This is a genomic window from Erythrobacter sp. S267 (assembly GCF_057365045.1).
Genome location: NZ_CP200298.1, coordinates 3,095,760 through 3,108,754, shown reverse-complemented (window position 1 = coordinate 3,108,754; position 12,995 = coordinate 3,095,760). Strand labels below are relative to the sequence as shown.

The window sequence follows — 12,995 nt, the reverse complement described above, 5'->3', positions numbered from 1 at the left end:
GCGCGAACGCTATTCCTCAGCATCGCCGTGCTTCTTGGCGCGGGTCGCCTCCAGCGTGTCGGGCGCAAAAAAGCCGATCGGGTTGGCTTCCACTGCACGCTTTTTCAGCTCACCGCGCATCTTGCGATACTCGGCCTCCATGCGGGCCGTGACTGTGGCGCGGCTGTCTTTGAGCGCTTCCTCAAAGTCCTCCATGGCAACCGCATCAACTTCGCCGCCCAGACGCCGCAATGCGCCTAGGCCTGCACGGCGCACGACATCTTCAAGGTCGGCACCAGTGAAGCGGTCAGTCTCGGCTGCAACGGCTTTGAGGTCGACGTCTTTGGCTAGAGGCATATCCTTGGTGTGAATGCCTAGAATGTGCTCACGGCCCGGCGCGTCAGGTGTGCCGACATAGACCAGCTCATCGAACCGTCCCGGGCGCAGAAGCGCGGGGTCCATCAGCGTTGGACGGTTTGTTGCACCGATTACGATCACCGATTGCAGCTCTTCCAAGCCATCCATTTCAGCAAGGATCGTGTTGACGACGCGGCCCGTGACTTGCGGTTCACCCTGCCCTGACCCGCGTGCTGGGGCGAGGCTGTCAATCTCGTCGATGAAGACAACGCATGGCGCCACCGCCCGAGCACGGGCGAAGAGCTTGGCAATCTGCTGCTCGCTCTCTCCGTACCATTTGGATAGGAGGTCAGAACTTTTCATCGAGATGAAGTTGGCCTCCGCCTCTTTCGCCACCGCTTTGGCAAGTAAAGTCTTACCCGTGCCCGGCGGTCCATAGAGCAGGAAGCCCTTGGCCGAACGGATGCCCAGTCTGCGGAAGGCGTCAGCATTCTTGAGCGGGAGCTCGATCCCCTCTTTGAGCTTATCAATCGCGTCAGCGACACCGCCTAGATCATCCCAGCCCACGTTAGGCATCTGCACCATCACTTCGCGCATAGCGGAGGGTTGGATGCGTTTGAGAGCGCTGAAAAAGTCGTCTCGGGTGACGAGCAAATCCTCAAGCACGTCGTTGGGAATTTCCGGCTCTGACAGGTCTAGCCGCGGCATGATACGACGCACCGCATCGATGGCTGCCTCGCGCGCAAGAGCCGCAATGTCAGCGCCAACAAAGCCGTGCGTGACGCGCGCGAGTTCTTCCAAGTCGACCTTGTCTTCCAGCGGCATGCCGCGCGTGTGGATCGCAAGGATCTCTCGCCGGCCGCCCTGGTCGGGCACGCCAATGACGATCTCTCGGTCAAAGCGGCCCGGACGCCGGAGCGCTTCGTCAATGGCATCGGGACGATTGGTTGCCGCGATCACCACGAGGTTTGCGCGCGCCTCAATCCCGTCCATCAGCGTCAGCATCTGCGCAACGAGGCGCTTCTCTGCCTCGCCCGGCACACCGCTGCGCTTGGGCGCGATGGAATCGATCTCGTCGATGAAAATGATGGCCGGTGCTGCGCGGGTCGCTTCTTCAAACACTTCGCGCAGGCGCTTCTCGCTCTCACCATAGCCCGAGCCCATGATTTCGGGCCCGTTGATGGTGAAAAACTCCGCATCGCTTTCATTTGCGACCGCCTGAGCAAGCCGGGTCTTGCCAGTGCCAGGAGGGCCGTGGAGCAGAACGCCCTTGGGCGGATCAACGCCAAGCCGGGTGAACAGTTCTGGGTAGCGAAGGGGAAGCTCGACCATCTCGCGCAGGGCCTGAATGGTATCCCCCATCCCGCCCACATCGTCGTAGTTCACAACAGCGCGGGCATCGCGCGGTTCTTCGAATTCTGTGCGCAGCTCTACTTCGGTGTTCTCGTCAATATGGACGATGCCCTTGGGCGACGTGGAGTGGACCGAGAGCCGGATCTGTGTGAGCGCATAGGCTGGCGCGCGGAGCAATTGGCGCACGTCCGATGGCATGTTCTGGACCGGCTGCTGTCCAGTGGTCGCGACCAAATCGCCTGCCACCAAAGGTTTCCGAAAGAAGTTGCGCTTCAGCGCTTGCGAGGGGCCCTGAAGCCTCATTTCCGGCTGTGCTGGAGCAAACACCACACGCTTTGCCGGCTTTGACGTGGCGGGAATGATTTTGACGTGCTCACCCGAGCCCGCCTCTGCATTGCCGCGTTGCAGCCCATCAAGGCGTACAATCTCAAGCGAATCATCCTCTGGATAGGCGGTCATCGCAATCGCCGCCGTTGTGCGCTTGCCCGTCACCTCGACGAGATCGCCCTCTGCAATACCAAGCGCGGCAAATGCCGAGCGCGGCATCCGCGCGATGCCTTGGCCGGACTCCTCCTGACGAGCGGGCGCTACTTGCAGGCGAGCCGTGCGAGAAGAAGATTTGCGGTCAGTTTTGCCTGGGGCATCAGCCATGGGCGGGTCCTTGTTGTGGCACTTTATTGCGCGTTTTCGTTGTTGTGTGTTTAGCTAGGCAGCCAAGCAAACGAATGCAAACCGTCTGGCGTTTGGCCGTGCGGAGTCGGCTGCGGAAGGCGGGGCTGTGACACGCAAGCGTTTGGCTAGGGTTTCAGCCCTCCTGCGCGATAGACCGGAGAGGCCAAAGCCTCGCAAAGGGTCGCCCACGTCCGGGACTAGGGCAGAAAAAAGCCCGGCACAAAGGCCGGGCTATAAAAGTTTGGGAGAGGATGCCTAAAAGGCACGATCATCTATGAGCCTGACTTGAATTTTGTGCAAATGCGAAAGGCGCACACTTTGTTGCAAAAGACGCACGCTTATGCGGCCCAGCATGCATGAATCGGTTAGTATTGGAAGGGTGCTTGCCTAATTTTTAGCCATTAGCCTATTTTTTCGGCAATTTTAGAAAATCCTTTGTTGCGGCGCAGCATGGTCAGTGGCGCATTCCTCGTCTGACTTGAAGCGGGTGACACAGGCTTTCCAAGCGACTAATCAGATGGCCTTGGATTGTTTGAGGAACGCATACGAACTCATGTCAAAAATCTATCCTGATGCCGCTGCTGCCCTTGAAGGCGTTATCGCCGACGATTTACTGATCGCGGCGGGCGGCTTTGGCCTTTGTGGTATTCCTGAACGATTGCTCGACGCGATCCGGGACAGCGGCGCCAAGGGTCTGACCTTTGCGAGCAACAATGCTGGAATCGACAATGAAGGGATCGGCAAGCTGCTGAGAACGCGGCAGGTCAAGAAGATGATCTCTTCCTATGTCGGTGAGAACAAGGAGTTTGAGCGCCAATATCTCGCCGGCGAGCTGGAAGTGGAATTCTGCCCGCAAGGCACTCTGGCTGAGAGAATGCGTGCAGGTGGCGCTGGCATTCCAGGTTTCTATACTAAGACCGGGGCCGGCACACAGGTTGCGGAGGGCAAAGAGCACGCCGATTTTCCCGACCAAGATGGCGTGATGTCGACCTACATCCTCGAACGCGGCATCTTTGCTGACCTTTCGATCGTGAAGGCGTGGAAAGCAGATGAGACGGGTAATTTGATCTTCCGCAAGACCGCGCGCAACTTCAATCAACCCGCCGCTACTTGCGGCAAAATCTGCATTGCGGAGGTTGAAGAAATCGTTCCCGCTGGCGCACTGGAAGCGGATGAGATCCATCTCCCCGGTGTGTTTGTAAACCGAATGATCTTGGGCGCCCCCTACGACAAGAAGATCGAGTTCCGTACCGTGCGGACGCGAGAGGAGGCATAATGACTATGGCATTCACCCTAGGCACGAGCTCCGAAAACCGCAGCCGCCTGTTCAAGCTGGCGCTGCTCGCATCAGCCGCGACGGCATTGCAAGGCTGTGTAGCAGCGGTTCTTCCGTTGGCTGCAGGTGGCCTGCTTGGCGGCGCAGCTCCGGCCTATGATCCCGACAAAGAAACAGTGCAACAGCCCGCGATCGCGGAAGGTACGGTTGAGGTGGAAGTCACGCCGACTGCTGCAACGGAAACGACATTGACCGAAGCGCCTGCGCCAGCTTCGGTAGAGCCCATGGATTCGCAAGCTGGGTTGGTCGAAGAGGCACTTGCGCAGGTCAGTGAAGTCGAACCCGCCGCTCCGCCCCCAGTGGCGGAAGAGGAACCGGTAGCGATTGCAGCATCCGATCCCTCTCCCCTTCCGGTCGGCACGATTGAGCCTGAACCGCTGGCAGAGACGACCCCGCCCATCGATGCGCCAGCTGATGTGTTTGCGCAGGCCCTACCTCCTGCCGACATGAGCGGCACTGAAACCGAGATCGATCCCGCGCCTGCAGAGATTGAGCCACCCGTTGCTCTCGCCGCGCTCGCAACCGAAGCCGAAGTACCGGGCCTTGAAGAGCCGCCCGCTGCCACTCCGGCTGAGCAAGACCCACCTATCTCGACCCAGCCTCAGCCTGATCCCGTACGCGTCATTGCTGTTGAGCCGGAGACCTCCTTTGCAGGGACTTCGGTGGACGCCTCTAGCGTTTCCGCTGCAGATGCCGCGGCCGCGTTGACGGCACTATCTGAACCCGATGAGCCCTCAGTGGACAGCGCCACTTTGGCAAGAAGCGCTCCGGTCGAGCCGGCCATGTCAGCCCCACCTGCGCCCATTATCACTACGCCAACGCCGGTCGAGCAGGTTGCAGTCGCAGAGCCAGCGCCTGTGGCGGCCGCGGTACCGCCTCTACCGCCTGAGCCCATCAGCGAAAGCCCTACAGTTCGCACTTTGGCCTCAGGCCAATTTGGCTCGCTCATAAATTATGCCAACCGGCAGCAAGCAACTGCAGCTGAAGATCGCAGATCAGCGGTCCTCGCGGATCGCGCTTCACTTCTGCCTAGGCGAGCAGAGTGCGGCGCAACTGAGCCAACTCTGCTGATCGATCTCGACCCGGATGGCGAAACGTTTGATCCGACGAATGCCTTCGTCGCCACCCCCGGCCTATCGAGCGCGCTCGCGCAGATCCGTGCCTCAGGCGTTAAGGTAAGCTGGATTTCGCGCAACTCACGCGGAGCCATCCAGAGCATTCGGACCGCGCTTGACCGCTCGGGGCTAGACATCTCAGGCCGCGACGAGGTTCTGCTGATGCGCTATCCCGAGGATCGAAAACAAACGCGGCGCGAAGACCTCGCCCAAACGGCCTGTTTGATTGCGATTGCTGGAGACGCTCGCACCGATTTCGACGAGCTGTTCGAGTATCTGATCAATCCGGAAGCTGCCGCTTCGCTTGATCCCTTGATGGAAAACGGTTGGTTCCTGATCCCCTCTCCGCTGCGTGCAATGGACGCTCCTCCAATCGCAGCAACAGAAGAAGAAAGCCCCGCCCCATGAGCAATATAGCGATTGACGCCCCAAAGGGTTGGACCCGCGACCAGATGGCTGCGCGCGCCGCGCAGGAACTGGAAGACGGTTACTACGTCAATCTGGGCATTGGCATTCCAACCCTTGTTGCCAACCACATCCCAGAAGGCATGCTGGTGACGCTTCAAAGCGAGAATGGCATGCTCGGCATCGGCCCCTTCCCCTATGAGGGAGAGGAAGATCCGGACCTGATCAACGCGGGCAAACAGACCATTAGCGAACTGCCGCACAGCGCCTATTTCGACAGCGCGACCAGCTTTTCGATGATCCGGGGCGGGCATATCGACCTGACCGTATTGGGCGCGATGGAGGTGGCTCAGAATGGCGACATCGCCAACTGGATGATCCCGGGCAAGATGATCAAAGGCATGGGCGGCGCAATGGATCTTGTTGCCGGCGTCAAGAAGATCATCGTTGTGATGGATCACACCAGCAAGACGGGCGATCCCAAATTCATTCCGACATGCACGCTGCCGCTGACCGGTGCAGGTGTGGTCGATATGATCATCACCAATCTCGGTGTGTTTCACCGCCCTGCCAAAGATGCTCCTTTCCGCCTTATCGAGCTTGCGCCCGGCGTCAGTGAAGAAGACATCTCGGCCAGCACGACGGCAGACTACGAAGTGGCTTTGCAAGCCGCGTAGCGCGTCACGACACCTTGGCCGCGCTCCAGCGCCAAAAGCGTTCGGCTGGTCCTTGCTCAAAGTGCCTTAGCCACACGGGCGACCAAATCAGCATGCCTATGATCGGCACAAAGCTGAGCGCAAAGGCATGTGCCCGCGAGACGTGACCGAACAGCCCAAACCCCCAGCTCGCAAAGATCGCGGCCAGGACAACCGACGTCATCAGATAGTTGGTAAGGCTCAACCGGCCCACACAGGCCAAACGCTCGCTGACACTCCCGCCCGGCGCGAAGAACGCCATTGCGAGCGCAGCATAAGCAAGGCCCAGCAGCGTATCGAATGGGGCCGAAAAGACGAGTGCTGCAAAAGCGGAAACCGGAGCAGCGAAAGCATTGTCCGACATCCACCACGCGAGCCAAAGCAGAGCGGGAATGGGTATCAGAGCGCTAACGGCTGCAAGCCTTTGCAGCTGGAATGTCCGCCATTCGCTCTTGAGCAACCGGCTCTTCCAAAGCCCCATGCCCAACGCGATGGCAGCTAGGTTGATGGGAATGCCGACGATTAGTTTTGCCAGCTGATCAGGAATGTCGATCAAGCGGCGTACTATGCGTTCACCCAGCCCTTCTCTGCCTAGTTGAAGTGAATATTCCAACGCGCCGGGGTCAGCTCCGAACTGGCGGTCCGTGGCAAGGAAGACAGCGCTTCCTGTGCGGCCCGCATAGAAGTCCAACAGCGCGGTGCCAAATGCGACCATACCCCCTCCCACATGCACTGCGACCAGGCCTATCGCCACGGCATAGAGCGCACGGTGACTGAGCGCTGCAAGAAGAGGAATGGCCAACCCTGCCATCGCATAAACGCGCAGAATATCGTTACTCGCCAATACAACCGCATGCGCCACTCCGATAAGAAAGAGGATCGCCATCCTCGCAAAGTGAGCGCGCCAGATTCGGTCGCTCCCTTTCGCCTGTGCGCGTTCGATCAGGATCAAACATCCCGCGCCAAACAGCATTGCAAAGAGCGTGCGGAACTTGTCTTCGACGAAAACAAAGCTCGCCGCCCAAACCCAGCGATCCATCGGCGCATCGCCTCCCCAGACAGTGGGGTTCACGTAGGCTTGGAAGGGCAGCGCAAAGACGTAGACATTCATCCAGATGATGCCGATTACCGCTACCCCGCGCAGAGCGTCCAGCTCGACAATGCGAGCGGGTCGCGAATTCTGCTGGGGCCCGGGCGTCATCATAAGGGACGCCTTTATCAGATCAGGCCAAGGCTGCCTTCAGGTCATCGACCAGATCAGTGCGTTCCCAAGGGAAACAATCCCCATCAGCTGTGCGGCCAAAGTGGCCATAGGCTGCGGTCACTCGGTAGATTGGCTTGTTGAGGCCAAGATGCTCTCGAATGCCGCGCGGAGTCAGGCCGCCAAGTTTGGCGATGCTCTGGATCGCAGTCTCAATCGCTGCATCATCCACGCCATCCACTGCAGTGCCATGGGTGTCGACATAAAGCGAAAGCGGCTCGCTGACACCGATCGCATAGGCGATCTGGATTGTGCAGCGCGTGGCGATGCCCGCCGCAACCACATTCTTGGCAAGGTAGCGCGTGATGTAAGCGGCGCTGCGGTCGACCTTGGTGGGGTCTTTCCCGCTGAATGCCCCGCCACCATGGGGGCTGGCGCCGCCATAAGTGTCAACGATGATCTTTCGACCAGTCAGCCCAGCATCCCCATCAGGTCCGCCAATCACGAAGCTTCCGGTCGGGTTGATGTGCCACTGAGTCTCATCGGAGAGGAAACCATCAGGAAGAATGTTAGCGACCACGTCCTTGACGTAGCTTTTGAGCTCAGCCTCATTCGCGCCGTCGTCATATCCGGGGGCGTGCTGAGTGCTGACAACGACCGCGGTGCAAGCGACTGGCTTGCCGTTCTGGTAACGCAAAGTGACTTGGCTCTTGGCGTCAGGCTCAAGAAACGGAGCTTTGCCAGAATGGCGATCAGCGGCGAGCTGCTGCAGGATTTTGTGACTATAATCGAGCGTCGCCGGCATCAGGTCCGGGGTCTCGTCACAGGCAAAACCGAACATGATGCCTTGGTCGCCAGCGCCTTCATCCTTGTTCGATCCCTCAACACCCGCATCGACGCCTTGCGCAATGTGCGCTGACTGGCCGTGAAGGTGGTTTTCAAAGGTCAGGGTCTTCCAATGGAACCCGTCCTGCTCATACCCAATATCGCGCACAGTCGATCGAACAGCGCGTTCAATCTCGCTCTTGGCGCCTGGAGCCCAACCACCATTGAACGCCCAGTCGGGGTTGTTTTCATCAAACATTGGCCGACAGCGAATCTCGCCGGACAGGATGACCCGCTGAGTGGTCGTCATCGTCTCACAAGCAATGCGCGCTTCGGGGTCTTTCGAAAGCATCAGATCAACGATCGCATCGGAAATCTGATCAGAGACTTTGTCGGGATGGCCTTCAGAAACGCTTTCGGAAGTGAAGAAGTAGTCGCTGCGCATCAATGCTCCCTTGGGCCCCGTCAATCATGGGCGCCATTCCAGTCCGAGCCACCCTTACACAGATATAAGGAAAGCTTTATGTGCTGTTCTTAGCGCCCTAGCTTTGTGCATCACGCATCGCAAGAACTCTCGGCAACCCGACCCCCAAGAGCGCCACCAAAATGGCCCAAAAAAGCGACAAGGCATTGCCAAATTGCGAGAAAAGCGTGGGCGGATTGGCGGGAGGGATAATGCCCTCGACCTTGCCAGACACGCCCGAAGGGATGTGCTGACGCACGATGCCGTTGGCGTCGATAACCGCACTGATGCCGGTGGTGGTTGCGCGCATGACCGGCAACCCTTCCTCAATCGCACGCATCCGAGCTTGGGCGAGATGCTGCGGCGGACCCCAACTGCCAAACCAGCCATCATTGGACGGGTTGAAGAGGTAGTCAGGACGGTTGTCCCGGTCGACGACTTGGCCGGAGAACACGATCTCGTAACAGATCTGCACGCCCACACGGCCATGCTCGCCAAGGTCCAAGGTCTGCGGACCTGGCCCAGGCTGATAAGGTACAGTCCCCGCCGTCAGCCGCGACAGGCCGATCGCGCTCAGCACATTCTCGAGCGGCAGATACTCACCATAGGGTACCAAATGCGCTTTGGCGTAGTGGTGAGTGATATCACCTTGCGGATTGAGCGCGATGACGGAATTGCGAGCTGTAAGAGCGCCTCTGATCCCATCAGGCCGCGTGCCGATGTCGAGGTTCACAACGCCTGTAAGCAAAGTCGATTGTTCGCCGATGACTGTGCCAATGCGCTGGCGAGCGATGGCGGGGTCAGCGGCGTAGGTGGTTTGGCGATAGTAGCGCTCTGGGTAGCCGTCCTCGAGATAGTCAGGGATCGCGCTTTCCGGCCAAAACACAATGCGCGATTGGTCGCTGCTTGGGGCTGTCAGGCTTGCTGTGCGCTGGAATTGTTCTTCGAACTTCGAGCCATCGTTGATCTCTTCCTGCGGGATCAGCGGCTGGACGAGGGTGTAGCGGATACCTTGCTCAATTTCTTCAGTGCGGTCCGGCACCATCGGGATGATAAGCACTGGCACTAGAAACGCGATTGCAAATGCCAGCCTCGACCAATGATAGGTCATATGCGTCACCGCGAGCGCAGCAAGAAATGCTGCCATCAGGATAGTGAGGCCCGACAAAGCATATGTGCCGAGCCAAGGGAGGAACTTCGCAGTGCCCTGTGCATCCCATCCCCCAAGCAATATCAGCCCCAATGGCGGCCACGGATACCCCGTAAAGACCCAGCTCCTGAGCCACTCGGTTACGATCCATGCGGCGGCAAAGACCGCTCCGTAAGCCAAGGGCCCAGACTTGCGCGCCAGCCCATGCGCCACTGTAGCCGCCAACATCGGAAAGACCGCGAGGTAAATGCAAAGCAGCGGCACCGCGATCCAGCCAAGCACCTCGGGCATCTCAGCCTGATAGGTGAAAGCCTTGGCGATCCAATTGTTGGCAAGCGTCAGATGGGCCCAGCCAAACACCCAGCCGCGCCAGGCCGCCTGCTTCCAGGTGGCTGCCTGATGGCAATGCGCTATAAAGAAGGCGAGAGCTGGCAGAGCGATCCACCACGCATGCAACGGAGGGTATCCGCAAGCAGCAACAAGACCAAGAAGTGCTGCCGTGATACCCGGCCAAGCAGCCGCAAAGCCGCAGAGCCGGTCTCGCAAAATTGCCAGTCTGGCGGGTATGACTGAGCGCTCTTGTGAGGTGCCGTCAGCAGCCATCGCTAGCGCTCCCTGTCCATGGACGGATGAAGCTTAGTTCACAGCTTCCAAGCTGTCGTCGCCGTCCAATTCATCGCTTGCACTGATAGAGGGTGGAAGGACGGCGGAGTCGATCTCGCCTGAGCTGTCTTCGGCTGCGGACTTTTCAGCACGTGGCTTACGAGGGCGGCGTTTTGGCTTTGCGCTCTGTTCTTCTGGGGTGGCTGTATCGCCTTCGACGCCTTGTGTGCCTTCTTCGGCGGATTGGTTTTCAGCTTCGTCCCGGCGGCCGCGTGAGCGACGATTGGGCTTACGGCGATTATCGCCGTCACCGCCCTTGTTGTCATCGTCGTCCGAGCCGTCCTGCGACTGGCCCCGCTCTTCATTGCGGCCCTCATTGCGCTTTGCCCGCGCTTCTTCCTGTCGCGCTTTGTTGTCAGCGATCACGCGAAAATAGTGGTCGGCGAATTGCAGATAATACTCGGCCTGAACCCGGTCGCCATTGTGCTGAGCGTCCTGAGCAAGCTTCTTGTACTTGTCGAGCAGTTGGGGCGCATTGCCCCGCGCGCGGCTATCAATCCGGTTCTGGTTGTTTGAACCGCCCTGATTGTTGCGATTGCCGCGACCGCGACGACGATTGTTACGATTGTTATTCAAGGATATCCATCCCTTAAGCGACCGCGACGCATCCTATTGGACCTGTCTTTGGCCTAAAGACCTTTCGGTTTTGCGCCCACGTTGGCGCGCGCTCCGCTTTGCCTGACTGTGTTTAACCTGGGAGGGTGCCCTCTTGGCCGTCTGACTGTGAGTGGAGCTTGGCTCAGCTAATTTGCCCTCTTTGCAAATCAATGAGCTGATTCGGGGGTAGCGAGCCACAATGCTTTTGCCAAGCCCTGACTAACATTTCGTCACCGGAGGACCAAGCAACGTGGCCGTCCGGCAAGGTCTTTTCGCAATTCAACGTCGAAGCCTGCTTTTTCTGCAAGCCACTTAACATCGCCAGCTTGAGTCGCTCCAATTTCGAGGATTGAGGTGATCCCGTTGCCCGTCCCCGTTGCCTTGATCAGCTCCGGGATGAGAACACGATAATCATCTAGGCCATCCTCCCCTGCGAACAGGGCCGAGTGGGGCTCATAGCTGACAACTTGCTGATCCAACTGCGCTGTGGTTTCGACATAGGGCGGGTTGCAAATGTAGATCTCGAATGAGTCGAGGGCATATCCCAGCCCCTGGCGACCTGTTCGCCAGTCGAAGAGTTGGAAAGCCGCCCGTTCGCAGCCGAACTTTTGAGCGTTTTGCTTCGCGACTTCCAATGCGGCTAGGCTGTTGTCGATGCCCACCCCCATTTTGAGTGCGGGATACTCCTCCAGCAAAGTCAGCAGCAAAGCGCCTGAACCCGTGCCAAGGTCAAGAACGCTGAAGCCCTCTTTGCAGAATTCGAGCGCGGTCTCGATCAGGATTTCGCTATCGGGTCGCGGGATCAAAACGTCGGGTGTGACACTGAACTCGCGTCCGTAGAATTCCTGAACGCCGGTAATGTAGGCGACGGGTTCGTGCTTGGAGCGCCGGCCGATCAGAGCGAAAAACCCTGGCACGGCTATCTCGTCCATCAACCGGACGAGCATTTCCGAGCGGGTGACCCCCAAGGCATGCGCCATCAGCAGCTCAGCATCGAGACGCGCTGTATCGCTCGTCCCCGTAAGTTGCCGTGTAGCGTCACGGATGGCTTGTGCGACGGTGGTCACTCGGACAGAGCCGCCAGCCGCTTGCCTTCATCCTCCGCGATCAGAGCATCGACAAGCTCAAGCAGTCCCGAGCCTGCGAGCACTTCTTCAAGCTTGTGTAGGGTCAGTCCGATGCGGTGGTCGGTGACGCGCCCTTGGGGGAAGTTGTAAGTACGGATGCGTTCGGATCGGTCGCCCGAACCGACCATGGCCTTGCGCGCTTCGGCCTCTGCCCCTTGGGTTTCGTCGCGCATCTTCTCGTAGAGACGCGCGCGCAGCACCTGCATCGCTTTCTCGCGGTTCTTGTGCTGGCTGCGCCCATCCTGACAGGTCACGACAAGCCCGGTCGGCTCATGTGTGATGCGGATCGCTGAATCGGTGGTGTTGACGTGCTGTCCGCCTGCTCCCGAAGCGCGGTAAGTATCGATCTTGAGGTCGCCGGGGTCGATCTGCACGTCGACCTCGTCCGGTTCGGGCAGCACGGCCACGGTGGCTGCAGAGGTGTGAATGCGCCCTCCGCTTTCGGTCACAGGAACGCGTTGGACGCGGTGGACGCCGCTTTCGAATTTGAGCTTGGCGAAAACGCCAGAGCCGGTGATGTTGGCAACGACTTCCTTGAAGCCCCCGACTTCTGAGGCGCTCATGCTGACCGGCTCAACTTTCCAGCCCTGCTCGCCCGCAAATTTCTCGTACATGCGGTAGAGGTCACCTGCGAAAAGAGCGGCTTCGTCGCCGCCCGTCCCGGCGCGGATTTCGAGCATGGCAGGCTTGCTGTCGGCCTTGTCGCGCGGGAGGAGCGCCACCGCGAGCGAGTGTTCCAGATCAGGCAATTTGGATCGGATCTCAGAGAGTTCCTCTTCCGCCATCGCCTTCATTTCAGGATCAGCGAGCATCTCTTCGAGGCCGCCAATCTCTTCGCGCAGACCTTTCACCTCAGCCGCGATCTTCGCGACAGGTTCAAGCTCCGCATAGTCGCGACTCGCCTGGACAAACGCATCGCCCTCCAACGTACCTGAAGCCATCCGCGCTTCGAGCTCAGCGAAGCGGTTGGCGATCTGGTCAAGGCGTTCGGGGGGGATTTGCATCTTGGGCTTCTCTCTACGTCATTCCCGCGAAGGCGGGAATCCAGCTTTATTCG

At 59.2% G+C, this 12,995-nt stretch carries 10 protein-coding genes; 3 read left to right on the top strand and 7 right to left on the bottom strand.

The features are described 5' to 3' along the window. Positions 1-9 precede the first annotated feature (9 nt). Entirely contained in the window at positions 10-2,340 is a 2,331-nt protein-coding gene (locus tag AC0V6X_RS14725; protein ID WP_486185293.1) for a CDC48 family AAA ATPase, read from the bottom strand. A 574-nt stretch (positions 2,341-2,914) separates the two neighbouring features. Between AC0V6X_RS14725 and AC0V6X_RS14720 the strand changes: the two genes are divergently transcribed. From AC0V6X_RS14720 to AC0V6X_RS14710, 3 genes are read left to right on the top strand one after another with little or no spacing between them, the layout of a single operon-like run. Beyond that, positions 2,915-3,637, top strand: a complete 723-nt coding sequence (locus AC0V6X_RS14720; RefSeq protein ID WP_486185292.1) for a CoA transferase subunit A — start codon at positions 2,915-2,917, stop codon at positions 3,635-3,637. Further along, positions 3,637-5,220, top strand: a complete 1,584-nt coding sequence (locus tag AC0V6X_RS14715; RefSeq protein WP_486185291.1) for a hypothetical protein — start codon at positions 3,637-3,639, stop codon at positions 5,218-5,220. The genes AC0V6X_RS14720 and AC0V6X_RS14715 overlap by 1 nt, the downstream gene beginning before the upstream one ends. Further along, positions 5,217-5,894, top strand: a complete 678-nt coding sequence (locus tag AC0V6X_RS14710) for a CoA transferase subunit B (RefSeq protein ID WP_486185290.1) — start codon at positions 5,217-5,219, stop codon at positions 5,892-5,894. Before AC0V6X_RS14715 ends, AC0V6X_RS14710 begins: the two co-directional genes overlap by 4 nt. A gap of 4 nt (positions 5,895-5,898) precedes the next feature. On the opposite strand, the gene AC0V6X_RS14705 is transcribed toward AC0V6X_RS14710, so the two are convergent. From AC0V6X_RS14705 to prfA, 6 genes are all read right to left on the bottom strand, one after another. Next, positions 5,899-7,116, bottom strand: coding sequence for a DUF418 domain-containing protein (locus AC0V6X_RS14705; protein ID WP_486185289.1), 1,218 nt, complete (start codon positions 7,114-7,116; stop codon positions 5,899-5,901). 19 nt (positions 7,117-7,135) lie between these two features. Then, positions 7,136-8,383, bottom strand: coding sequence for a methionine adenosyltransferase (gene metK / locus AC0V6X_RS14700; protein WP_486185288.1), 1,248 nt, complete (start codon positions 8,381-8,383; stop codon positions 7,136-7,138). A gap of 97 nt (positions 8,384-8,480) precedes the next feature. Next, a complete protein-coding gene (gene lnt / locus AC0V6X_RS14695; protein WP_486185287.1) occupies positions 8,481-10,154 on the bottom strand; it encodes an apolipoprotein N-acyltransferase in 1,674 nt (557 codons plus the stop codon). 33 nt (positions 10,155-10,187) lie between these two features. Beyond that, a complete protein-coding gene (locus tag AC0V6X_RS14690; RefSeq protein WP_486185286.1) occupies positions 10,188-10,790 on the bottom strand; it encodes a DUF4167 domain-containing protein in 603 nt (200 codons plus the stop codon). A 251-nt stretch (positions 10,791-11,041) separates the two neighbouring features. Beyond that, the gene (gene prmC, locus AC0V6X_RS14685; RefSeq protein WP_486185285.1) at positions 11,042-11,878 is read right to left on the bottom strand and encodes a peptide chain release factor N(5)-glutamine methyltransferase; all 837 of its coding nucleotides are present in this window, start codon (positions 11,876-11,878) and stop codon (positions 11,042-11,044) included. Then, entirely contained in the window at positions 11,875-12,942 is a 1,068-nt protein-coding gene (gene prfA / locus AC0V6X_RS14680) for a peptide chain release factor 1 (RefSeq protein ID WP_486185284.1), read from the bottom strand. Before prfA ends, prmC begins: the two co-directional genes overlap by 4 nt. Positions 12,943-12,995: the final 53 nt, after the last annotated feature.

Coding starts and splice junctions, on each gene's coding strand:
- AC0V6X_RS14725 (WP_486185293.1), bottom strand. CDS start 2,340: ATGGCTGATGCCCCAGGCAAAACTGACCGCAAATCTTCTTCTCGCACG.
- AC0V6X_RS14720 (WP_486185292.1), top strand. CDS start 2,915: ATGTCAAAAATCTATCCTGATGCCGCTGCTGCCCTTGAAGGCGTTATC.
- AC0V6X_RS14715 (WP_486185291.1), top strand. CDS start 3,637: ATGACTATGGCATTCACCCTAGGCACGAGCTCCGAAAACCGCAGCCGC.
- AC0V6X_RS14710 (WP_486185290.1), top strand. CDS start 5,217: ATGAGCAATATAGCGATTGACGCCCCAAAGGGTTGGACCCGCGACCAG.
- AC0V6X_RS14705 (WP_486185289.1), bottom strand. CDS start 7,116: ATGATGACGCCCGGGCCCCAGCAGAATTCGCGACCCGCTCGCATTGTC.
- metK (WP_486185288.1), bottom strand. CDS start 8,383: ATGCGCAGCGACTACTTCTTCACTTCCGAAAGCGTTTCTGAAGGCCAT.
- lnt (WP_486185287.1), bottom strand. CDS start 10,154: ATGGCTGCTGACGGCACCTCACAAGAGCGCTCAGTCATACCCGCCAGA.
- prfA (WP_486185284.1), bottom strand. CDS start 12,942: ATGCAAATCCCCCCCGAACGCCTTGACCAGATCGCCAACCGCTTCGCT.